Origin of the sequence: Microbaculum marinum (assembly GCF_037855135.1) — a bacterium.
In the GTDB taxonomy this organism is placed as follows: Bacteria; Pseudomonadota; Alphaproteobacteria; order Rhizobiales; family Tepidamorphaceae; genus Microbaculum; species Microbaculum marinum.
Genome location: NZ_JAZHOF010000001.1, coordinates 87,208 through 108,151, shown reverse-complemented (window position 1 = coordinate 108,151; position 20,944 = coordinate 87,208). Strand labels below are relative to the sequence as shown.

The window sequence follows — 20,944 nt, the reverse complement described above, 5'->3', positions numbered from 1 at the left end:
CGAAGCCGCCGTACACGGGCACGGCTGCGGCAACACGCGCCGCCTGCGGCAGCGCGCCCCTTCCCCGACCCTCCCCCGCAAGGGGGGAGGGGGCGGACCCGGCAGGGGCCCGCAGGCCATCCGCCCGGACGCCCGGCGCCAACGAAGGCTGGAGGGTCGCGCTCATTTGCGCACCGCCCCGAAGGTGATGCCGCGCAGCAGGTGCTTGCGCAGCACGATGGTGAACACCACGATCGGGATCAGGAACAGCGTCGCCCCGGCCGCCACCGCCGGCCAGTCGAGGCCGCCCTCGCCGATGATGGTCGGGATGAACGGCGGCGCCGTCTGTGCCGTGCCCGAGGTCAGCAGCAGCGCGAAGGCGTATTCGTTCCACGAGAAGATCAGGCAAAAGATCGCGGTCGCCGCGATGCCGGTCGCCATCTGCGGCAGCACCACCTTGATGAAGGCCTGCAGCCGCGTGTAGCCGTCGATCAGCGCCGCCTCCTCGTATTCGCGCGGGATCTCGTCGATGAAGCCCTTCAGGAGCCACACCGCCAGCGACACGTTGACCGCGGTGTAGAGCAGGATCATGCCCAGATGCGTGTCGCTCAGGCCGACCATCCGGTACATCAGGAAGATCGGGATCGCGACGGCGATCGGCGGCATCATCCGGGTCGACAGGATGAAGAACATCAGGTCGTCCTTCAGCGGCACCTTGAAGCGCGAGAAGGCGTAGGCCGCCAGCGTGCCCAGGAACACCGACAGGAAGGTCGAGCCGAAGCCGATGATGACCGAGTTCATGAACCGCTCGCCGAAGCGCGACGGTCCGGCGATCACCATGTCGCGGGAGCGCACCAGCTCGTCCCACCAGGTCTCGGGCGGTGGCAGCTGCTGCATGTATTCCGGCGTCTGCCGGGTCCGCGTGGTGAACAGGTTGACGTAGCCCTCCAGCGACGGTTCGAAGACGATCTTGGGCGGATAGGAGATCGAATCCGGCGGCGTCTTGAAGCCGGTCATGAAGATCCAGACCAGCGGCAGGATGGTGATCAGCGCATACAGGATCACGACGCCGCCCGAGAGCAGCTTGATCCAGCGCGACGGCTCGACGACGGAGTGGGCGCCGGTATGTGCAGTGGCGGTGCTCATCGCTGCTTCACCGTGTTGAGCGCCTTCACGTAGATGTTGGCCGCCCCGAACACCGTCACGAACAGGATGATCGCGAACGCCGACGAATAGCCGGTGCGCCACTTCTCGAAGGCTTCGCGCTTGAGGTTGATCGAGGCGAGCTCGGTGACGGAGCCCGGCCCGCCGGAGGTGAGCTCGACCACCAGGTCGAACATCTTGAAGTTCTCGATCGCCCGGAACAGCACCGCCAGCATCAGGAACGGCAGCACCATCGGCACGGTGATCGACCAGAACTGCCGCCACGGGCTCGCCCGGTCCACCTCGGCCGCCTCGTACAGGTAGTCGGGGATCGAGCGCAGGCCGGCCAGCACGATCAGCATGATGTACGGCGTCCACATCCAGGTATCGACGATGACGATCGCCCAGGGCGCCAGGTTGACGTCGCCGATCATCTGGAACGACGAGGGCGGGATGCCGGTGAAGAACGAGATCGCGTAGTTGAACAGCCCGATCTGCGGCTGGTAGAGGAAGGTCCAGAAGTTGCCGACCACGGCCGGCGACAGCATCATCGGCAGGAGGATGACGGTCGTCCAGAAGCCGTGTCCCCTGAACTGCTTGTTGATCAGCCAGGCGAGCCCGAAGCCGAGCACCACCTGGATCGCCATCGTCCAGCACAGGAACCGGGCGGTGACCTGCAGGGTCTGCCAGATGTCGTAGTCGGTCAGCACGCGCTGGTAGTTTTCCAGCCCGATGAACTCCGGCGGCCGCGTCAGGCGGTTCGCCTTGTAGTTCGTGAACGACAGCCAGATCGTCCACATCAGCGGGAAGATGTTGATCGCCAGCAGCAGCACGATCGTCGGCGCGATGAACAGCCAGGCGATCGCCCGGTCCGACAGGCCGCGCACCCGGCGCGACACGGCCGACGGGGTGGCGCGGGCGGCGCCTCGTGCAATCCGGTCGATCGATGAGGTGGTCTCGGCCATCTGCAACCTTCAGATACTCTCCGGAACGGTGATCCGTGTCGTGCGGTCGAGGGGCCTGCCGGCCCCGCCGCGGGAGACATCCTTCCGGATGGATCCCGTGCGGGGCCGGCGGCCGGGAGGAACTAGTTGAGCTTGCCTTCGTCCTCGAAGACCTCGGTCCAGTCGGCGATCAGCTTGTCGAGCGCCTCCTGGGCCGTCCCCTGGTCGGCGACGACGTAGTCGTGCAGGCGCTTCTGCATGGCCAGCAGCAGTTCGGCGTAGGCCGGCTCCTGCCAGAAGTCCTTGACGTTATCCATGGCGAGCAGGAAGTCGGCCGCGAACGGCTGGCTGTCGGGGAACGAGGGGTCGTTCAGCACCGCGACGTGGCACGAGTAGCCGCCGAGCGACCACCACTTCTTCTGCACGTCCGGCTGGGCGAACCACTTGATGTATTCGAGCGCCGCGTCCTGCTTGTCGGAATAGGCGACGACCGAGATCCCCTGGCCGCCGAGCGTCGAGGCCTCGGTGAGTTGGCCGGGATTGACGAAGAAGCCGATCTTGTCGCCGCCCACTTCCGGATCCTTGTAGAGGCCGGGGAAGAAGGCGAACCAGTTCATCGCCATCGCCACCTGGCCCGACTTGAAGGCGTCCAGGCTCTCCTGCATGTAGCTGTCGGTGTAGCCGGGCGGCGTGCAGCACTTGTAGAGGTCCTTGTAGGCCTCCAGTCCGGCGACGGCGTCGGGCGAGTTGACGGCGCCCTCCATGTCGTACTTGCCGGGCGTCATCTCGTACTTGAAGTTGTAGGGGTAGAGCGCGCTGGTGGCGCCCATGGTGATGCCCTCCGAGCCGCGCTCGGTGAAGATCGAGACCCCGTAGACTGTCTTGCCGTCAATCTCCCGGCCCTGGAAGAACTCGGCGACCTCCTTCATCTCCGTCCAGGTCTTCGGCGGCGCCAGGTCGCGGCCGTGCTTCTCCTTGAATTCGGCCTGCAGCTCGGGCTTGGAGAACCAGTCCTTGCGGTAGAACCAGCCGTTGGCGTCGCCCATCGCCGGCAGGGCGTAGTAGTTCGGCGTGCCCTTCGGCCAGGTCGAGTAGGCATAGACGGTGGCCGGCGCGAAGTCGTCCATCGAGATGCCTTCCTTCTCGAAGAACTCGTTCAGCTTGACGTAGTGGCCGTTCTCGGCGCCGCCGCCGATCCACTGGCTGTCGCCGATCAGCAGATCGCACAGCTTGCCGCCGGAATTGAGTTCGTTGAGCATCCGGTCGGCGAAGTTCGGCCACGGCACGAACTCGAACTTCATCTCGACGCCGGACGCGGCGGTGAAGTCCTTGGACAGTTCGACGAGGGCGTTGGCCGGGTCCCAGGCCGCCCAGCACAGTGTGATTTCCTCGGCCTGGGCCTTGCCCGGGCCGAGTGCGCCACCGGCGACGACCGCGACGGCGGCGGCACCGAGGGCATAGTCGAGTAGCTTCGTCATGAGGTCCTCCTTGCGATCCCGCGTCCGGAAGGGCCCGATGAGCCTCGACTGCCGAACGCACCACCGGCCGCTCCGGCGGCCCGTGTCCCCGTGTGCCGGTTCGACCCGGCGTGTTTGGTGTTCGTGTTTAGTATTCGTGTTTAGTAGAACCAGATTTACTAAACTACGCAACCGAAAAGTATGCTGCACTGCAACGTAAGCTGCACGTGCCTTTTCGACCCCAAGCGGCACCGCCCGGGACGTGGATGGAATGTTCAGTGAATTCGGCTACTGGACGAGTACGGAGCGCCGAGCGGCTCGGGTCCGCCTGATCGAAGGGTCGCCCCGGACGCGCCGACCCGTAGCCTCTGCACTACGACGCCTTGCGCGGCTCGAATGCCAGCTCGACGCGGTTGTCGGTGAGCGACACGACGCGGCAGCGGCGCCTGAGACCGTCCGAGGCGATCTGCAGGTCGAACTGCGCCGGCAGCGCGGCAGGGTCCGACACGTCGATGCCGGCGCCGCGCGCCGACAGGCTTCGCACCGTGCAGTCCACCGCGGCGCTGTCGTCGCCGGCGAGGATGCGGCCGCTCTTCAGCACCCGCCGCCGGTTCGCCAGGGACAGCGACACCGACTTGTCCCAGACCGCCACGCGGTTCCGTCCCGCCGCCTTCGCCTCGTAGAGCGCCTCGTCCGCCTGGGCCAGGAACGTGTCGAAATCGAGCGGCAGGTCGGCGAGCGACGCGACGCCGAAGCTGCCGGTTGGCCTGACCGTCGCCGGACCGAGATCGACGGCGGATTCGGCGATCGCGACGCGCAGCTTCTCGGCGATGGCGGCCGCGTCCCGGCCGCCGGTCTCGGGGAACACGAACGCGAATTCCTCGCCGCCCAGCCGGCCGATCAGGTCGGTCCGGCGGAGCATCTTGGTGCAGGTGGCGATCACTTTCGCCAGCACCCTGTCCCCGGCCAGGTGGCCGTAGCCGTCGTTGATCTCCTTGAAGTGGTCGAGGTCGAGGATCGCGCAGCTGAGCTTGTGCCCGTGGCGCTGCGCCAGCGCCAGGGCCTGGCCGGCCTGCTCCCGCAACTCCCGGCGCGACAGTGCCCCGGTCAGGGCGTCGCGCGTGGCGAGCCGGCGCAGGTTCAGTTCCTCCATCACCATCTCGCCCAGATCGGTGAGCATCGCCAGCTGCCCCTCGTCGACCTGGCGGGGAACCGTATCGATCGTGCAGATGGAGCCGATGATGTTGCCGTCCTCCGACCTCAGGGGCACGCCGGCGTAGAAACGGACGTATGGCGCGCCGAGGACGTACGGGTTCCCGGAGAACCTGGGGTCGGCCGCGGCGTCGCGCACGATGAGCGGCTCGCCGTCCTCGATCAGCCGCGTGCAGAAGGAATCGCTGCGCGGCACCTCGCTCGCCTCGGCGCCGTCGCGGGCCTTGTACCACTGCCGATGCGCGTCGATGAACGAGACCAGCGCCGTCGGTGTGCCGAACAGCTTTCTGGTCAGGCGGGTGAACTTGTCGAAGTTCGGCTCCGGCGGCGTATCCAGAATGTCGTACCGGTCCAGCGACTCGAGGCGCTCCGCCTCACGCCTGTCGGCTGTCTCCTCCGGGAGGGGATCGTGCATGCCGGCACCTTCTGATTGCAGGATCGTCCAGGGTCGCGCCGCCGGCCTTCGGACAATCCCCGCCGTCCTCCCGAGGGGGATCATGCAGAAGGATTGCTGCGGCGCATGCCCCTAGATGCACCGATGCCGCGGAAAAGTCCACGCCCGTGAAGCGGCGGTGCCGGCGCGATCGGGAGGGCGCGAGCCGGCGACGGCGCCCGGTGCCGCCGGCCGCTGCCTCGGGACCCCCGATGTCACCGTAGCGTGGCGATCCGCCGGCCCAGGACGGCGCCGGCGTAGGCCAGGTCCTGCGCGGCTACTCCGTGCGACTTGTAGATCGTGATCTCGGCGGCGCCGACGGCACCCGCGCTGCGCCCGGCAAGCTCGCCCAGCAGCACCGCGCCGATCTCGCCGACCAGGTGTTCGGGCCCGACCGCGCCCGCTGCCATCGCCCCGATCAGTTCGCCGGCCTGCCTCTCGGCGCTTGCCCGCAGGTCGGTATAGACCCGCCCGCGCCGCACCCCCTCGTCGTCGATCTCGCGGGCGTCCGCCATGCTGGCGCCGACGAGGTTGACGTGCTGGCCGGGCTCGAGGTCGCGCCCGAACAGGATCGGCGTCCGCGCCGCCGTCACGGTGGTGACGACGTCCGCCCCGGCGACAGCATCCTCCAGGCGCACGACCGGCCGGATCGTGCCGCCGGTGTCCCCGATCCGGCCGGCAAGCGCCTCGGCCGCCTCGCGCCGCCGCCCCCAGATCCGGGTCTCGGCGAAGGGCATCGTCGCGGCGAACGCGCGGACATGCGCCTCGGCCAGTTCGCCGGTGCCGAGTATCGCGTGGACGCGCGCCTCCGGCCGCGCCAGCGCGCGGGTCGCCACCACCGTGGCCGCCGCCGTCCGGCGGGTGGTCAGCACCGACGCGTCGAGCACCGCCAGCGGCATGCCCGTCTGCGAGTCGAACACGAGCATCATGCCGAGATGGCTCGGCAGGCCGCGCTTCGGGTTGTCGGGATAGAGGCTGATCAGCTTCATCCCGTGCACCGCCGGCGACCGCATCGCGCCGGGCATTACGCCCATGCCGTTGCCGCCGCCAAGCGGCATCAGCCAGCGCAGCGGCTGGTCGGCGCGGCCGGCCGAGACCTCGCGCATCGCCGCCTCGATCACCTCGACCCCGTCGGCGAGCGGCAGCGCCGCGTCGATCGCCGCGCCGGAGACGACCTGCAGGGCGTCGAAGTCGAAGCTCATGAACCGGCCGGCCTGCTCGCACCGGCGAGCCGCGCAGCCAGGTGCAGGAAGATCACGGCGACGGTGACCGGGATCGACGCGGCGATGACCGCCAGGTTGAGACCGAGCCCGTCGGAGGTGCGGGCGGCGTTGCGAACCAGGAAGCTGCGCGCCACCGCCATGTCGGGTCCGAAGAAGCAGTAGTAGAGCACCGGCGCCAGGAAGATCACCGTGGTCACCGCCAGCGCCGCGTCGCGCACCGCCCGCGACCACCCGACGCGGAACGCATCGGCCTGGACGATGACCGGGTCGCTGCCGCGCCTGAAGGCGACCGTCGCCCCGAGCAGCCCGCCCCAGACCATCAGGTAGCGCGCCAGCTCCTCCGTCCACGACGGTGGCGAGGAGAAACCGTAGCGCGCCACGATCTGCAGCATGACCGCGCCGACCATGCCGGCGAGCGCCGCCATCGCCGCCAGCAGGCATATTCGCTCGGCCGCGGCGCTGGCTGTCAGGATGACGCTCTTCAGGCGCATCGACGGCACCCTCCCGGCACGGCGACGGCACACCGACGGCACTGCGACGGCATCGTTACTGGCGGGTCCGGCCGGCGGCCGCCTTGAAGGCCTCCACCGCCTCCGGCGGCATCAGCTCCGCCCACGCCTTCTGCGAGGTTTCCCTGAATTCGGCCCGCGCCTCGGGCGAAAGCTCGCTCACCTCGACGCCGAGCTCCTTCAGCTTGGCGATCTCCTGCTCGGCCGCCTTGTAGGTCCAGTCGCGGTTGCGGTCGTTCGCGTAAGCCAGCGCCGCATCGACCTTCTGCTTCTCGTCGGCGCCGAGGCCGTCGTACCAGTCGAGCGACATCAGCACCGAACGGATCGGCGTCCCCGCGCCTACATCGGTGTAATACTTGAGGAAATCGGTGTGCTTGAAGATGAACGCGACGACCGGCGGATTGACGTAGCCGTCGATCATCCCCTTCTGCAGGCTGGTCGCGACCTCCGGCATGTCGACCACGACGCCGGGCACGCCCCACTCGTCGAACAGCGCCATCTGCGAGGAATCGATCGCTCTGAGCCGCAGGTCCGAGAGATCGGCGACGCTGGTCACCGGATGCTTGGTGTTGAAGATCCCGATGGTGCCGCCGAGCCCGATCAGGCCGCCGATCTTGATGCCCTGTTGCTGCATGTTGGCGTCGATCGAGTCGACGATATCGGTTTCGTCGAGCGCCCGGAACATGTGCGCCATGTCGTCGAACATGTAGGGCGCCAGGAAGCCCAGAACGGCCGGATCGACCTGCTTGATCATCACGAAATTGGTCAGGCCGACCTGGATCAGCCCCTGCGCGAGCTGGTCGACGACCTCCGGATCCTTGCCGAGCGCGCCGCCGGTGAAGACCTTCGCCTCGAGCCCCTCTTCCTTCAGTTTCGCGGCGAAATCCTCAGCCCAGACCCAGTCCGAGCAGATCGGCACCGGCGGGCAGCCGACCGCGATCTTGATCTCCTCGGCGGAGGCCGGCGCGAGCGTGGCAAGGACGCCGAGCGTTCCGGCGACGAGGCCGAAAACGGCAGGTTTCAGGGGCGTCTTGGCAAACAGGTTCATTTCATACCCTCCCATTGGAATGCATCGACACGATCGCGGCCGGACTCATTCGACCAGCCCGAGCGCGGCAGGAACGACAAGCGTGATGTCGGGAAACAGGATCAGCACCACCAGCACCACGGCCTCGATGGCGATGAACGGCAGGACGGCGAGCGACAGGCGCAGATAGTTCACGCCGCTGGTGGCCGAGACGATCATCAGGCAACCCCCGAACGGCGGCGTGATCAGCCCGATGGTCAGGTTGAGGCACGACAGCACCCCGACATGAACGGGGTCGGCGCCCGAGGCGATGGCCGCCGGCACCAGCAGCGGCACCAGCAGCACCAGCGCCATCGTCACGTCCATGAACATGCCGGCGACGAAGAAGACGAGATTGATCAGCAGCAGGTAGCCGAGGCCGTCTATGCCGGCCGAGCCGACCAGGTCGGTGATCGCCTGCGGCACGTCCCTGATGGCGATCAGGTAGCCGAAGATCGCCGCCGCGAAGAGGATCATGAAGATCGAGCCGGTCAGCACTGCGGTGCGCTCCAGACCGTCGCGGATATCGCGCAGGAGCAGGGTCAGCGGCGTTGCGCCGTCCGGGCGTGCCTCGATGGTGCGGTAGAAGAACGCGATGAGCAGGGCGGCGACCACGGCAAGGGCTGCCGCTTCCGTCGGCGTCACCACGCCGAAGACGATTCCGGCGACGATGATCACCGGCACGAACAGGGCCGGAACCGCGCGCACCAGCGTCCGTCCGGCAGGCGGCATGGCCAGCGCGTCGCCGGTCCCGTAGCCGTGCCGTCGCGCCAGAATACCGTTCATCACGAACAGACCGAGCGCCACCAGCAGACCCGGCAGCAGGCCGCCGGCGAACAATGCTGCGACCGAGACGTTCATCAGCGCGCCGTAGAAGATCATGACGATCGACGGCGGAATGATCGGCCCGATGACGGAGGAGGCGGCGGTCAGCGCGGCGGCGTAGGTGGCGGAATATCCGCGCGCCTTCATCTCGGGAACGAGCGTCGCCGTGAGCGCCGCGGCGTCGGCGACCGCCGATCCGGAGATGCCGGCCATGAACACGCTGGCGGCGATGTTGACATGGCCGAGCCCGCCCTTCATGCGGCCGACCAGCACCATCGCCAAGTCGATCAGCGCCCGCGTCACCCCGCCCCTGTTCATCAGCTCGCCGGCAAGAATGAACAGCGGCATGGCCAGGAAGGTGAAGACGTCGATCTGCGACAGGATGCGCTGTGGCAGGATGGCCAGGTAGCGGCTCGAATCGGCGAGGATGAAGCTGAGGACCGCAGCGGCGCCGGTCACGTAGGCGATCGCCGCGCCGCCGGCGAGGCTTGCCAGGATGAACAGAACCAGGACGAGCCATGCCATGACCGATCGTCATTCCCCCGCGCTGAGGACAAGAGTTTTCCGAACGGAAAAAATTGTCAAAGAAAATTTCCGATGATAGTTCTGCACCACACGGCAGATGGAGGCGAGACATGGCTGGATCGGAACCGGAGGCGGCGCCAGACTTGCGCGCCCCCGGTATGGATGCGGAACCGGCATTCGGGGTCCAGCTGCGCGGCCTTCGCCGCAGCACGGGGCGCACCCTGAAGGAGGTCGCCGACGCCTCGGGACTTGCGGTCTCCACCGTTTCCAAGATCGAGACCGGCCGAATGTCGCCGACCTACGACGTGCTGCTGAAGCTTGTGCGCGGCCTCGACATCGACCTGACGACCCTGCTGAACGGGCCGAAGCCGAAGCCCGCAGGCGTGCGGATGGGGCGCCTCGACGTCACCCGGGCCGACGACCGCAAGCGGCATCCGACCGGCGCCTATGTCTACGAGCCGCTGGCGACCGGCCTGACGCTGAAGGAGATGGATCCGACCTTCGTCACCGTGAAGGCACGGTCGATCGAGGAATTCGGCGAGCTGATCAGGCACCCCGGCGAGGAACTCGTCTTCGTGCTGAGCGGCGAGGTCGAGCTGCACGCGGAATTCTACGCGCCGGTGCGCCTCAAGGCCGGCGACAGCGTCTACTATGACGCGGGCATGGGCCATGCCTACATCAGTGTCGGCGAGGAGGATGCGACGATCCTCAACATCACCGCCGGCATGAATGGGGAAGGAACCGGTATCAGCGCGAAAAGGGTGGCGGAATGATCTCGCAAACGGACTGGGAAAGTCGCGACGCGGTCGGCCTCGCGGCGCTGGTCGCCGGCGGCGAGGTCTCCGCCCGCGAGGTCGTCGAGACGGCGATCGCCCGGATCGAGGCGCTCAATCCACTGGTCAACGCGGTGATCCACACGTGCTACGAAGAGGCGCTTGCCGGGCTTGACGCCGGCACGGAGCCGGGTCCCTTCCACGGCGTCCCCTACCTGATCAAGGACCTGCACGCCCCCGTGAAGGGTGTGCCGCTGACCAATGGCAGCCGCTTCTTCCAGGGCATGGTGTTCGACTTCGATTCAAACCTCGTCGCACGGCTGCGCAGGGCCGGTTTCGTCTTCCTCGGCCGTACCAATTCACCGGAACTGGGGCTGAGCGCCTCGACGGAGCCGCGCGCCTACGGGCCGACGCGCAATCCGTGGAACCGCGAGCGGATCGCCGGCGGCTCGAGCGGCGGCGCCGGCGCGGCGGTCGCCAGCGGCATGCTGCCGGCCGCCCACGCGACCGATTCCGCCGGGTCGATCCGCATCCCCGCCTCGGCGAACGGCCTGGTCGGCCTGAAGCCGACGCGCGGCCTCAATCCGTACGGACCGCATCGCGGCGACGGCAATCACGGAATCAGCCACGAGCACGCCGTGACCCGCACCGTGCGCGACTGCGCGGCGATCCTCGACGTCACGAGCGGCCCCGACACCGGCGCACCATTCTTCTCACCCAGGCCGCAGCGCCCGTTCGCAGACCTGATCGGCGAGGCGCCGCGGAGGCTGCGCGCGGGCTTCCTCGACAGCCATTTCGACGGCACGCCCGTCGATCCCGAATGCGCCGCAGCGGTGCGCGACACCGCCGCGCTGCTCGCCGAAGCCGGTCACGTCGTCGAAGAGGCAAAGCCGGAGTTCGACTACGCCGCGCTGATCGACGCGATGATGCTCGTCCTGATGGGCGGCCTCGCCCCGCTAGCCGACATGTGGGCGAAGCAGCGCGGACGCCCGATCGAGGCCGACGACCTCGAGCCGCAGTCCCACGCCGTGCTGGACCGCAGCCGCGCCACCACGCTTGCCGCCTATGTCGGCGCGATGGCGGTCATGAACCGGGAGGTGCGCCGCCTCGCCGCATTCTTCGACAGCCACGACATCCTGGTGACGCCGACCCTGACGACACCGCCGCCGAGGCTCGGCGTCCTGTCCACCGAGGAGACCGACGTCGACGTCTTCCTCGGCCGGCTGTTCGGGGTCGCGCCGTTCGCAGGCCCGTTCAACGCGACGGGCCAGCCGGCGATCAGCCTGCCGCTTGCCTGGAGCACGGACGGCCTGCCGATCGGCGTGCAGGTCGTCGGTCGCTACGGCGAGGACGCGACGCTTCTGCAACTGGCCGCCCAGCTGGAGGCGCTACGGCCCTGGTTCGACCGCAGACCGTCGCTCAATCCGGCACCCGCCTGAGCCCGGATACGCGCTCTTCTTCACCACGCCTGAAAATGGCGGCCCAGCAACAACGCCGATTCCAGCCGGCTCGGCTTCGAGGCAGACATGGGATGAGGTCAAGGCTCGGCAGTTCCGCGGCACCGCTCGCCTCATGCGTGTTCATGCTTGTCGCGTTCGCTCCCCTGGAGGCAGCCCGTGCGGAGATCCCGTCCGCCGAATTCTGCCTGGCCGTCAATCGCGACCGCTCGCTCGGCGCCTCGCTGCCGCGAACGACTGCGCGCCTGGATGAGGGCGGCCCCGTGAGAATCGTCGCGGTCGGCTCGTCGTCGACCAGAGGACTGTGGATGCTGGATCCTGCCGACACCTACCCGCAGGTGATGCGGCGCGAACTCGAGAGATTATGGTCCGACGTGCCCGTCGACGTCGTCAACAGCGGCCGCGTCGGCGATACGATACCCGGCAACCTGGACCGCTTCGAACGCGAGGTGCTGGCCTATCAGCCGGACCTGGTGATCTGGCAACTGGGCACGAACGACATTGCCTGGGGCGGCAATCCCGAAGGGCTTCGCGACCTCATTGTTCACGGCGTGAAGATCCTGAAGGCGGCGGGGTCCGATGTGGTGCTGATGGACCTGCAGTATGCGCCGCAGGTGCTCGCCTCGCCACATGCCGCCACGATGGAGGCCATGATCCTTGCGGCAGCTCTCGAAGAAGACGTCGGTCTGTTTTCCCGGTTCTCGCTGATGCGACGGTCATTCGACGCCGGGCTGCCGAAAGGCGCCCTGGTGGCGTGGGACGGCCTGCACAATTCCCGCGACGGCTACGATTGCGTGGGACGCTCGCTGGCACGCGCCATCGTCGCCGCGGCACAGTGAGCGATCCCCGGGCGCATACCTTGTCGGCCCCGCGGCCGGACCGAGCTCGGCGCTTGTTTCGCGGAATTCCTACTCGTCCGGGCCGGGGGCTTCGGGCGGCTCTGAGCTTGCCACGTCCGATTCCGTATCTTGTTCCTCGGAGAGGGCCAGGAGTGCGCTGTCCGACAGATACAGCGCACGCAGGTAGATGCTGAACTGCAGCCGCTTGAGATTGTCGATGTTGAAGTGGCTGACGCCCGACCATCCGGACAGGCCCACGTTCTCGATCGTGCCGGTGAACCCTTCACCCGATCGGGCGAGCTTGTTGGTGAGCGGTATCTTGACGTAGTAGTTGACCACTTCGCCGACGTTGCCGCCGACCCTGGTCGATTCCACGGGATCGAACATCGCGACATAGGCGACGGGAACACCGTTCTTCCCCAGGTGGTTCGCCATCGACACCGCCGCCCGGGCGCCGAGGGAGTGGCCGATCAGGATGATCGGATACGAGATGTCCGATTGGTCGCTGCGCTCCAGTATGTCGTCGGCGAATTGCATCCAGTTCAGGTGGTTGTCGACGCAGTTCTTCATTCCCAGCTTCGAGAACTGCGCTGCCATCTCGTCGGGCCCCGCCGAGTAGATGTTTCCCAGGCCGCGGAACAGATAGACCTCGCCCGGGCGCGTCGGCGTGACGTCGGAGCAGCCGGCCGCCGCGGAAGACGGCAGCAACAGGGCGCCCGCAATCAGCGCAAGGACGGGCATGCAGAGGCCCGAGGCGCGCACCACCGGGTTCGAACTGCGTCGGGTAGTCGGCATTTCGCGCGATGTCATCAGTTCCAGCGGCCGCCGTCGACGTTGAATCCCGTGCCCGACCCGAGCGTCGCGCCCTCCGAGGCGGGCGGCCGCGCGTCGGCGATATCGAGGAGAGCCGATGGCCGGACGAACGGCACAGTCACGATGAGTCTCTCAAGCATCCCACGGAGCCTTGGGCATAAGGACGTGCAATAGCCCGATCCAGACTATCGGGGTCGGCTCATGGCACATTTTTCCCCTTCGTTCAAACACCGGCCAACCGTGCGAAGCATCCGTGGTCCCGCCCAGGTGAGGAACAAGGCACCTCCTCCCCCAGTCAGCAGCCGGGCGGACGGCGGAACGGGGTCCGGAGTAGGCCCGGACAGGGTGCGTCCGGGTACATCCCAGCGAAGAGGCGGAAGAGTGCGGCTGACGCGGGTGTGACCGCCCCGACCGCCTGCACGCTGACGGCGGAGGACTTTTGCACACGGCTGACCGACCAGAGATCCGGGCCGGATCGCGCGAGACGGAGATCTCGCCGACGGACTCCCGCGCCCCTCCCCCTTGACAAACGGCGCCGCTCATCCGAGGGTTCACAAGAATTCCGAACGACGTTCGCATATGTGAACAGAATGGTCAAGTCAGCGCGCAGAACCCTTCAGCTCCTCGAACTGCTCTCGGTGCTTCCCAGCGCCGTGGGGGTCAGCGAGATCGCGCGCTATCTCGGCGTGCCCAAGAGCAGCGCGCAGGCGTTGCTGGAGACGCTGGTCGACTGCGGCTACGCCGAGCGCGAAGGCGCCGCTTACGTTCTGGCCGGGGAATTGCGGCACGGCGGCTGGGTCGGCGGCGAGTTCGCCATGCTCAGGCGCGCGGCGCGCCCGGTCATGGTGGAGGTCGCCGAGATGACCGGAGAATCGGTCTTTCTCGGCATCCGCCTGCCGAACTGGCGGATCCGATACATCGACAAGGTCGTCAGCGCCAAGGAGGTGCGCTACGACGGCGGGCTGGCGCATGACCGTCCCGCATACTGCACCTCGATCGGCCAGCTCTTCCTTGCCGCCGAGAGCGCGGCCGGTCTCGACGCCTATCTGCGCCGCGAGCCGCTCGAGCAGATCACGCGGGATACGCAGACCGATCCGGAGCAGCTCAGGCGGACGCTTGCCCAGGTGCGCGAGCGCGGCTGGGCGGAAAGTCGCAACGGCCATGTCGACGGTGCGTCGGGTATCGCCGCTCCAGTCCGCGATTCTGCCGGCAGGCCGATCGCCGGCCTGACCATTGCGGCGCCGACCTCGCGCTTCGACTGCTCCCGCAAAGCCCTCATCGAAGCCACGACCCGGGGCGCCGAGGAGATTACCCGAAACCTTCGCGCCCGGGCGGCATCCGTTGACGGCGAGCCGTCTTCGCCTGAACCCGCCTGAGCCGAAATTCCAAGCCACGCAAGGAGAAGAAAAGCATGGCCCGACCGAAATTCGCCCCCTCCGACATCTTCGGCGTTCTGCCGCCGATGACCACCCCGTTCGACAGCGCGGAGGAGATCGATTTCGCCGCCTTGCGGCGGCAGGCCAAATTCCTGATGGACGAAGGCGCGCATGGCATCGTGGCGGGCGGCAGCGCCGGCGAGGGCTATGCATTGTCCACCGACGAACTGCGCGCGATCGTCGACACGACGTGCCAGGAGGTCGGCGACCGGATGCCGGTGGTCGCCGGGGTCATCGTGAACTCCACGCGGCAGGCCATCGAAAAGGCCCGCGCCGTGGCGGACCTCGGTGTCTCGGCGCTGCAGATCACGCCGGTGCACTACATCTACAAGCCGGGCGACGATGCCACCTTCGGCCATTTCGCGGATATTGCGGAGGCGGTCGACCTGCCGATCATCCTCTACAACGTCATCCCCTGGAACTACATCCCGGTCGACCAGCTCCTCCGGCTGATGGACGACATCCCGCAGGTGATCGGAGTCAAGCAGAGTGCGGGCGATCTCAAGCTCCTGGCCGATCTCATGATCACCGCGCGACCGGAGCACCGCATCTACGCGGCGATCGACCCGCTGCTGTACCCCACCTTCGCGCTCGGCGCACACGGGGCGATCTCCCAGATCCTGGCTGCCGTACCCGGCCCCTGCGTGAGGCTGTGGGATGCGGTGCAGGCGAAGGATCACGATACTGCCCGCGAGATCCACGAAGGCCTGCTCCGGCTCTGGCACGCGATCTACTCGGAGAACCGGGTCGCCGTCACCAAGCATGTCCAGATCCTGCAGGGTTGTCCCGGCGGCGGCACACGGCGCCCCACTCCCGAGGCCACGCCGGAACAGAAGCGTGCGGTGCGGGAACCGCTCGCGGCGCTTGTCGGCGAGGAGCGACTGACCAAGGCCGCTTGAGGCGCGCCGACAAACCGCCCGCGGTGCGCAAGGCACCGCGGGCCCCAAGGAAAAACAACCACAACACCCTAAGGAGGACTCCCATGCGAGTGCACAAAGCGCTTACGATCGCAGCCGCAATGGCCGTGCTCGGCACCACCGGTGTCGTCGGCGGGGCCGGCCCGGCCCTGGCGGAATGGCCGGAGCGGCCGGTGACACTGATCGTTCCCTGGTCTGCCGGTGGCGGCACGGACGCCACCGCACGCATCCTCGCCCAGCTGCTCGAGGATGAATTCGACACCCCCTTCGCCGTCGTCAACCGGACCGGCGGCGGCGGTGTCGTCGGCCACGTCGGCATCGCGCAGGCGAAACCCGACGACTATACGTTCGGCGTCATCACGACCGAGCTCTCCATGTATCGCTGGAGAGGTCTCGCCGACGTCAGCTACGAGGACGTGGTCCCCGTCGCCCAGTACAATTCCGACGCGCCGGGGCTGCTCGTGCGCGCCGATTCGCCATACGAGACGGCGGCGGATCTGCTCGAGGCCATCAAGTCCGGCAAGGCGATGAAGGCCTCGGGCGCAAACCAGGGTGGCCTCCTGCACCTCGCTATGGTCGGCATGCTCGAGAGCGCCGGGATCGACCCGACGTCGGTGACCTGGGTGCCGACACAGGGCGGCGCGCAAGGCCTTGCCGAACTCACCTCGAACGGCGTCGACTTCGTCACCAACAACGTGGCCGATGCCAAGTCGCTCATCGAAGCCGGGGAGGTGAGGGCCCTGGCGACAATGGCCGAGGAGCGCAACGCTGCCTATCCCGACGTCCCGACACTTAAGGAAGCCACCGGGCTCGACTGGACGATCGCCAACTGGCGCGGCATCGCGGCACCGAAAGGCGTGTCTGACGACGTGGTGCAGCGGTTGTCGGAGGCGGTGCTGCAAGTCTGCCACGGCGAGGAGTTCGCGGACTTCATGACCAAGCGCGGCTACACGGTCGCATGCCTGGGACCGGACGAGTTCCGCGAACAGCTCGCCCGAAAGCAGGAGCAGTTCGGTGCGGCGCTGAAGGCGGCCGATCTCGCCGAGTGATGTTGAGCGGTCGGCGCTAGCGTATAACGCGGACAATCAGAAATGCGCGTGAACAACCTTGCGCTGGCGCTCATCGCACTGGTGCTGGGGGGCGGCGTTCTAGGCGTCGCCTCCACCTTTCCGTCTCCCCGCCACCAGGCCTTCGGACCGGCGCTGTTTCCCAGCCTGATCGGCCTGGCGCTGGTGGGCTGCGGTGTGGTTCTCGCGGTGCAGTGGTGGCTGGCCGATCGGGAAGCCCCATTGCTCTCGCTTGCACCGTGGATGCGCTCGCCGGCGACGGCTCTCAACGTCGCAATGCTGCTTGCGATCCCGGTCTTCTACATATTCGCCGTCGACCGGCTGGGGTTCGTTCCCACCGCCTTCATCTGCCTCTGGCTGATGTTGGTGCGCTATCACGGTCGTCCGGTGCTCTCCCTTTTCGGCGCGGCCGCAGCGGCAGCAATCCTCCAGTTCGTGTTTGCCGACATCCTGCTGGTCCCGCTTCCGTGGGGGCTTCTGCAACCGCTGGCGTGGTAGACGATCATGGAAACGATCCTGCTCGCACTCGAACTTCTCTTCCGCGTCGACGTCATGATCGTCATCCTCGCCTCGGCCATGTTCGGCCTGTTCATGGGAGCCATCCCGGGCCTGACGGCCACCATGGCGACGGCACTGCTCGTGCCGGTCACGTTCTTCATGGATCCGGTTCCGGCAGTCGCTGCGATCGTCACGTCCTCGGCCATGGCGATCTTCGCCGGAGACATTCCAGGAACGCTCTTGCGGATTCCCGGCACGCCCGGGTCGGCAGCCTATGTCGACGACGCCTATTGCCTCACGCAAAGCGGCCGCGCAGAGCTGTGCCTCGGCGTGAATCTGTGCTTCTCGGCCCTTGGGGGGCTCGCAGGCGCGCTCGTACTCCTTTTCGCGGCCCCCGCCCTTGCGCGGGTCGTCATCCGGTTCGGCACCTTCGAATACTTCTGGCTGGCGATGCTCGGTCTCACCTGCGCCGCCTTCATCTCCTCGTCTTCGCTGACAAAAGGTACGTTCTCGCTCCTGATCGGCCTTCTCGCCTCATGCGTCGGCATCGGCGCGACAACCGGCCTTCCGCGCTTCACCTTCGGCCAGATAGAACTGATGGGCGGGATCAACTTCGTGCCGGCCATGATCGGCGCCTTCGCGCTGTCGGAACTGATACGCACGGTGAGCGGCGGCGGCGCGGTCAATCCCGCCAACCTCAAGCCGATCGGCAACCTGTTCTCGGGGATCGCGCGCACCTTCGCGCAGCACTGGCGGCAATTCCTCCGCGGCAGCACCGTCGGCACCGTGATCGGCATCCTGCCCGGGGCGGGCAGCACACTGGCGGCCTGGGTGGCCTATGCGCTGGCCAAGCAGACTTCGCGGAAGCCGGACCTGTACGGCAAGGGAAGCCTCGAGGGAATCGTGGCGAGCACGTCGGCGAACAATGCCGCCGTCAGCGGCGCCTGGGTCCCCGCACTGGTCTTCGGCATTCCGGGTGACGCCGTCACGGCGATCGCGATCGGCGTATTGTTCATCAAGGGACTGAACCCCGGGCCGACGATCTTCATCAACAATCCGGAGGTGATCGACGCGGTCCTGATCTCCTTCCTGCTCGCCAACCTGCTGCTGATCCCGCTCGGGTTCATGTTCATCAAGGTCGCCCGACACGTCCTGCGGGTGCCGAGCGGCGTGCTGTCGCCGTTCATCCTGATCCTGTCGATCCTCGGCGCCTTCGCGATCAACAACACGCTGTTCGACGTGGGCGTCATGCTCCTGGCGGGCGTGATCGCCTACTTCATGGAGGAGAACGGGATCCCGATCGCCCCGGCCATTCTCGGCCTTCTGCTTGGGACGACCGTCGAGGAAAACTTCATGACCTCGGCCATCAAGGCGGACGGCAACCTGCTGGCCTTCTTCGAGCGCCCGATCGCGGGAACGCTGGGCGTACTGACCATCGCGCTCTGGCTAAGTCCTCTGGTGATCTGGCTGGCGCGCCGGCGTTCGCAGGCCCGCTTGCGTGCCGACGGATGATTGCCACTCCGAGTTGGTGACGGTGGATCGCCGGATTGCGGACAGTCGCCGGCGGATTGCCTGACCCGCCGCCGCGATGCGTTACTCGACGCTCTACTCGCGAACGGCGAATTCCTCGCGCAAGGCGTCGGAATGCTCCCCGAGCGCCGGCACGGGACCGAAGCCCAGGGCGTCGGGATCGCCGTAGCGAAGGCCGCGCCCCATCATCTCGACGGGACCGGTCGGACTGTCGATCGTGATTCTGCGGGCCTGCGGATGGTGCGACAGGTCCTCCACCGCCGACAGGCGGCCGCAAGCGATCCCGGCTTTCGTCAGGCACTCCATGGCGGCCTCGCGGTCCATCGCCCCGAGCACCGATCCGATCAGTGCATCGATGTCCCCGGCGTGGGCGACCCGCGAGACGTTGTCGGCATAGCGCGGATCGGCAGCCAGCTCCGGACGCTCCAGAACCTTTGCCGCAAGTGCCGCCCATTCGCGGTCGTTCTGGACCGACAGAAGGATTTCGCGTCCGTCCCCGCACCGATAGGCGCCGTAGGGAGCGATGGTCGGGTGCCGCAGCCCGATCCGCGGCGGCGCCGCGCCGCCGTAGTGGGACTGCAGGAACGGGACGTTCATCCAGTCGGTCATCGTGTGGAACAGCGACACCTCGACCTCGCGGCCCTCACCGCTGCGGCTGCGGGCGAACAGCGACTGCAGCACCGCCGCGTAGGCGGTCTCGCCGGCCGCGATGTCGCAGACCGATATGCCGACCCGGGCGCTGCCCTCCGGCGTGCCGTTGACCGAGAGGAGCCCGCTCTCCCCCTGGATCAGCATGTCGTAGGCCTTCTGGTCGCGGTAGGGGCCGTCCTCGCCGTAGCCGGAGATCGACACATAGACGAGACCGGGATTGGCCGCGCGCAACGCCGCGGCGCCGAGGCCGAGCCGCGCGGCCGCGCCCGGCGCGAGGTTCTGGACGAACACGTCCGCGCGCGCGACCATCCGCTTCATCAGCGCCAGGTCGTCGTCCTGGCGCAGGTCGAGGCAGATCGACTCCTTGCCGCGGTTGATCCAGACGAAATAGGCGCTCTCGCCGTGCACCAGCCGGTCGTAGCCGCGGGCGAAGTCGCCTTCCGGCCGCTCCACCTTGATGACGCGCGCTCCGGCATCGGCCAAGCGCGCAGTGGTCAGCGGCGCGGCGACGGCCTGCTCCAGCGAGACGACAAGAATGCCGTCAAGGTCCCGCATCGCGGGCGTCCCTCCCTTATCGTTCTCCCGGCGCGAAGGTACAGGGGCGGAGTCAGTCGGAGAAATACGGGTTTCCTTGACACGGTAGATCGTGCTCGACTACCTCGAGGCGAGGCACAACAAGAACAGCCCATGGATATCCGGCACCTACGGTACTTCATCGCCATATCTGAGGAACGGTCGTTGTCGGCCGCATCGCAGCGCCTGGGGGTGGCCCAGCCGTCCCTGTCCCAGCACGTCATCCGCCTGGAGGGCGAGCTCGGGGTGCAGCTGCTGGTGCGATCGCCGCGCGGCATCGTGTTGACCGAAGAGGGCCAGCTGCTCGCCGACCGCGCCAGGGATATCTGCGACAGCCTCGACCGCTGCGTCTCCGACCTCAGGGCGGCCGGCGGCATCGTCCGCGGCACGGTGGCCTTCGGCATGCCGCCCTCGGTGTCGATGGTGATGTCGGTGCCGCTCGCCGAGACGATCCGGGTCGAGTATCCGCAGATCCGACTGCAGGCGACCGAAGCCATGAGCGGGTTCATCAAGACCTGGATCGAGGACAAGACCGTCGACATCGGCTTTCTGTACGACCTCGACGGGAAGGACCATTTCCGCGCCACCCACATCCTCGACGAGGAGCTCTGCTTCTTCTCGGCGCCCGAGTACTGGCCGCTGTCCAGCCCGCCGGGCTCGCCGGTCGCCCTGGCCGAGGTGGCGGCGCTGGACCTGATCCTGCCGACCCCCTCGCACGGCCTGCGCCGCACCATCGAAAAGCATGCGCACGCCCGGCACATCGAGATGAACGTCGTGCTGGAGATGGATGCGATGACGCAGATCAAGGAGCTGGCGGCGCGCGGATCGGGCTACACGATCTTCGCGCCCGCCGCGGCCCACGACTTCGTCGCCCGGGGCGAGCTGCTCAAGGCGCGCATCGTCGATCCGGTCATCGCCCGCCCTGTCTACCTCGCCAACAACCCGGCACTGCCGATGAGCGGCGCCTGCCGCGCCGTCGAGCAGATCACGCTCGAAGTCGCGCGCGAACTCGTGCGCCGGGGCATCTGGGACGGCCGGCTGGTCGGCGAAGACGTCGCCGTGGCGGGATAGTCG

20 protein-coding genes are annotated in these 20,944 nt (G+C 67.5%); 9 read left to right on the top strand and 11 right to left on the bottom strand.

Annotated features, from left to right (window positions below):
* Window positions 1-162: 162 nt before the first annotated feature.
* The 8 genes from V3328_RS00500 to V3328_RS00465 all read right to left on the bottom strand — a co-directional run bounded on the left by V3328_RS00500 (window position 163) and on the right by V3328_RS00465 (window position 9,316).
* Complete coding sequence (locus V3328_RS00500; RefSeq protein WP_340327675.1) at window positions 163-1,125, bottom strand: carbohydrate ABC transporter permease; 963 nt, start codon at window positions 1,123-1,125, stop codon at window positions 163-165.
* The gene (locus V3328_RS00495; RefSeq protein ID WP_340327674.1) at window positions 1,122-2,087 is read right to left on the bottom strand and encodes a carbohydrate ABC transporter permease; all 966 of its coding nucleotides are present in this window, start codon (window positions 2,085-2,087) and stop codon (window positions 1,122-1,124) included. The genes V3328_RS00500 and V3328_RS00495 overlap by 4 nt, the downstream gene beginning before the upstream one ends.
* 122 nt (window positions 2,088-2,209) lie before the next feature.
* Window positions 2,210-3,544 carry an ABC transporter substrate-binding protein gene (locus V3328_RS00490; protein WP_340327673.1) on the bottom strand — a complete coding sequence of 445 codons (1,335 nt, stop codon included), beginning with the start codon at window positions 3,542-3,544 and terminating at the stop codon, window positions 2,210-2,212.
* 352 nt (window positions 3,545-3,896) lie between these two features.
* A complete protein-coding gene (locus V3328_RS00485) occupies window positions 3,897-5,150 on the bottom strand; it encodes a sensor domain-containing diguanylate cyclase (protein WP_340327672.1) in 1,254 nt (417 codons plus the stop codon).
* Window positions 5,151-5,383: 233 nt separating this feature from the next.
* On the bottom strand, window positions 5,384-6,370 hold the full coding sequence (locus V3328_RS00480; RefSeq protein ID WP_340327671.1) for an ornithine cyclodeaminase family protein: 987 nt from the start codon (window positions 6,368-6,370) through the stop codon (window positions 5,384-5,386).
* Window positions 6,367-6,882, bottom strand: a complete 516-nt coding sequence (locus V3328_RS00475) for a TRAP transporter small permease (protein ID WP_340327670.1) — start codon at window positions 6,880-6,882, stop codon at window positions 6,367-6,369. The genes V3328_RS00480 and V3328_RS00475 overlap by 4 nt, the downstream gene beginning before the upstream one ends.
* Window positions 6,883-6,937: 55 nt before the next feature.
* Complete coding sequence (locus V3328_RS00470) at window positions 6,938-7,948, bottom strand: TRAP transporter substrate-binding protein (RefSeq protein WP_340327669.1); 1,011 nt, start codon at window positions 7,946-7,948, stop codon at window positions 6,938-6,940.
* 45 nt (window positions 7,949-7,993) lie between these two features.
* Window positions 7,994-9,316: a TRAP transporter large permease gene (locus V3328_RS00465; RefSeq protein WP_340327668.1), complete on the bottom strand. Its 1,323-nt coding sequence runs from the start codon at window positions 9,314-9,316 to the stop codon at window positions 7,994-7,996.
* A gap of 110 nt (window positions 9,317-9,426) precedes the next feature.
* Here V3328_RS00465 and V3328_RS00460 point away from each other — a divergent pair, with 110 nt between their 5' ends.
* The 3 genes from V3328_RS00460 to V3328_RS00450 all read left to right on the top strand — a co-directional run bounded on the left by V3328_RS00460 (window position 9,427) and on the right by V3328_RS00450 (window position 12,385).
* Complete coding sequence (locus V3328_RS00460) at window positions 9,427-10,089, top strand: helix-turn-helix domain-containing protein (protein ID WP_340327667.1); 663 nt, start codon at window positions 9,427-9,429, stop codon at window positions 10,087-10,089.
* Window positions 10,086-11,528, top strand: coding sequence for an amidase (locus V3328_RS00455; protein WP_340327666.1), 1,443 nt, complete (start codon window positions 10,086-10,088; stop codon window positions 11,526-11,528). The genes V3328_RS00460 and V3328_RS00455 overlap by 4 nt, the downstream gene beginning before the upstream one ends.
* Window positions 11,529-11,620: 92 nt before the next feature.
* Window positions 11,621-12,385, top strand: a complete 765-nt coding sequence (locus V3328_RS00450; protein WP_340327665.1) for an SGNH/GDSL hydrolase family protein — start codon at window positions 11,621-11,623, stop codon at window positions 12,383-12,385.
* Between the two features lie 69 nt (window positions 12,386-12,454).
* On the opposite strand, the gene V3328_RS00445 is transcribed toward V3328_RS00450, so the two are convergent.
* Both V3328_RS00445 and V3328_RS00440 read right to left on the bottom strand, forming a co-directional pair.
* Window positions 12,455-13,180, bottom strand: coding sequence for a BTB/POZ domain-containing protein (locus tag V3328_RS00445; protein WP_340327664.1), 726 nt, complete (start codon window positions 13,178-13,180; stop codon window positions 12,455-12,457).
* A gap of 14 nt (window positions 13,181-13,194) precedes the next feature.
* Window positions 13,195-13,338 (bottom strand): hypothetical protein, encoded by a 144-nt coding sequence (locus tag V3328_RS00440; RefSeq protein WP_340327663.1) that lies wholly within the window; start codon window positions 13,336-13,338, stop codon window positions 13,195-13,197.
* A 450-nt stretch (window positions 13,339-13,788) separates the two neighbouring features.
* Here V3328_RS00440 and V3328_RS00435 point away from each other — a divergent pair, with 450 nt between their 5' ends.
* From V3328_RS00435 to V3328_RS00415, 5 genes are all read left to right on the top strand, one after another.
* Window positions 13,789-14,574 carry an IclR family transcriptional regulator gene (locus V3328_RS00435; protein WP_340327662.1) on the top strand — a complete coding sequence of 262 codons (786 nt, stop codon included), beginning with the start codon at window positions 13,789-13,791 and terminating at the stop codon, window positions 14,572-14,574.
* A gap of 35 nt (window positions 14,575-14,609) precedes the next feature.
* Window positions 14,610-15,533 (top strand): dihydrodipicolinate synthase family protein, encoded by a 924-nt coding sequence (locus V3328_RS00430; protein ID WP_340327661.1) that lies wholly within the window; start codon window positions 14,610-14,612, stop codon window positions 15,531-15,533.
* A gap of 83 nt (window positions 15,534-15,616) precedes the next feature.
* Window positions 15,617-16,600 (top strand): tripartite tricarboxylate transporter substrate binding protein, encoded by a 984-nt coding sequence (locus V3328_RS00425; protein WP_340327660.1) that lies wholly within the window; start codon window positions 15,617-15,619, stop codon window positions 16,598-16,600.
* Between the two features lie 42 nt (window positions 16,601-16,642).
* Window positions 16,643-17,116 carry a tripartite tricarboxylate transporter TctB family protein gene (locus V3328_RS00420; protein ID WP_340327659.1) on the top strand — a complete coding sequence of 158 codons (474 nt, stop codon included), beginning with the start codon at window positions 16,643-16,645 and terminating at the stop codon, window positions 17,114-17,116.
* Between the two features lie 6 nt (window positions 17,117-17,122).
* Window positions 17,123-18,628, top strand: a complete 1,506-nt coding sequence (locus V3328_RS00415) for a tripartite tricarboxylate transporter permease (RefSeq protein ID WP_340327658.1) — start codon at window positions 17,123-17,125, stop codon at window positions 18,626-18,628.
* 93 nt (window positions 18,629-18,721) lie between these two features.
* Here the strand turns inward: V3328_RS00415 and V3328_RS00410 are convergent, their stop codons facing one another.
* Window positions 18,722-19,852: a CaiB/BaiF CoA transferase family protein gene (locus V3328_RS00410; RefSeq protein ID WP_340327657.1), complete on the bottom strand. Its 1,131-nt coding sequence runs from the start codon at window positions 19,850-19,852 to the stop codon at window positions 18,722-18,724.
* Between the two features lie 132 nt (window positions 19,853-19,984).
* On the opposite strand from V3328_RS00410, the gene V3328_RS00405 reads away from it, so the two are divergent.
* The gene (locus V3328_RS00405) at window positions 19,985-20,941 is read left to right on the top strand and encodes a LysR family transcriptional regulator (protein ID WP_340327656.1); all 957 of its coding nucleotides are present in this window, start codon (window positions 19,985-19,987) and stop codon (window positions 20,939-20,941) included.
* The last annotated feature ends 3 nt before the right edge of the window (window positions 20,942-20,944 follow it).

Excerpts from the sequence above, each read along its gene's own strand:
- V3328_RS00500 (WP_340327675.1), bottom strand. The coding sequence starts at position 1,125 with ATGAGCACCGCCACTGCACATACCGGCGCCCACTCCGTCGTCGAGCCG.
- V3328_RS00495 (WP_340327674.1), bottom strand. The coding sequence starts at position 2,087 with ATGGCCGAGACCACCTCATCGATCGACCGGATTGCACGAGGCGCCGCC.
- V3328_RS00490 (WP_340327673.1), bottom strand. The coding sequence starts at position 3,544 with ATGACGAAGCTACTCGACTATGCCCTCGGTGCCGCCGCCGTCGCGGTC.
- V3328_RS00485 (WP_340327672.1), bottom strand. The coding sequence starts at position 5,150 with ATGCACGATCCCCTCCCGGAGGAGACAGCCGACAGGCGTGAGGCGGAG.
- V3328_RS00480 (WP_340327671.1), bottom strand. The coding sequence starts at position 6,370 with ATGAGCTTCGACTTCGACGCCCTGCAGGTCGTCTCCGGCGCGGCGATC.
- V3328_RS00475 (WP_340327670.1), bottom strand. The coding sequence starts at position 6,882 with ATGCGCCTGAAGAGCGTCATCCTGACAGCCAGCGCCGCGGCCGAGCGA.
- V3328_RS00470 (WP_340327669.1), bottom strand. The coding sequence starts at position 7,948 with ATGAACCTGTTTGCCAAGACGCCCCTGAAACCTGCCGTTTTCGGCCTC.
- V3328_RS00465 (WP_340327668.1), bottom strand. The coding sequence starts at position 9,316 with ATGGCATGGCTCGTCCTGGTTCTGTTCATCCTGGCAAGCCTCGCCGGC.
- V3328_RS00460 (WP_340327667.1), top strand. The coding sequence starts at position 9,427 with ATGGCTGGATCGGAACCGGAGGCGGCGCCAGACTTGCGCGCCCCCGGT.
- V3328_RS00455 (WP_340327666.1), top strand. The coding sequence starts at position 10,086 with ATGATCTCGCAAACGGACTGGGAAAGTCGCGACGCGGTCGGCCTCGCG.
- V3328_RS00450 (WP_340327665.1), top strand. The coding sequence starts at position 11,621 with ATGAGGTCAAGGCTCGGCAGTTCCGCGGCACCGCTCGCCTCATGCGTG.
- V3328_RS00445 (WP_340327664.1), bottom strand. The coding sequence starts at position 13,180 with ATGCCGACTACCCGACGCAGTTCGAACCCGGTGGTGCGCGCCTCGGGC.
- V3328_RS00440 (WP_340327663.1), bottom strand. The coding sequence starts at position 13,338 with ATGCTTGAGAGACTCATCGTGACTGTGCCGTTCGTCCGGCCATCGGCT.
- V3328_RS00435 (WP_340327662.1), top strand. The coding sequence starts at position 13,789 with ATGGTCAAGTCAGCGCGCAGAACCCTTCAGCTCCTCGAACTGCTCTCG.
- V3328_RS00430 (WP_340327661.1), top strand. The coding sequence starts at position 14,610 with ATGGCCCGACCGAAATTCGCCCCCTCCGACATCTTCGGCGTTCTGCCG.
- V3328_RS00425 (WP_340327660.1), top strand. The coding sequence starts at position 15,617 with ATGCGAGTGCACAAAGCGCTTACGATCGCAGCCGCAATGGCCGTGCTC.
- V3328_RS00420 (WP_340327659.1), top strand. The coding sequence starts at position 16,643 with ATGCGCGTGAACAACCTTGCGCTGGCGCTCATCGCACTGGTGCTGGGG.
- V3328_RS00415 (WP_340327658.1), top strand. The coding sequence starts at position 17,123 with ATGGAAACGATCCTGCTCGCACTCGAACTTCTCTTCCGCGTCGACGTC.
- V3328_RS00410 (WP_340327657.1), bottom strand. The coding sequence starts at position 19,852 with ATGCGGGACCTTGACGGCATTCTTGTCGTCTCGCTGGAGCAGGCCGTC.
- V3328_RS00405 (WP_340327656.1), top strand. The coding sequence starts at position 19,985 with ATGGATATCCGGCACCTACGGTACTTCATCGCCATATCTGAGGAACGG.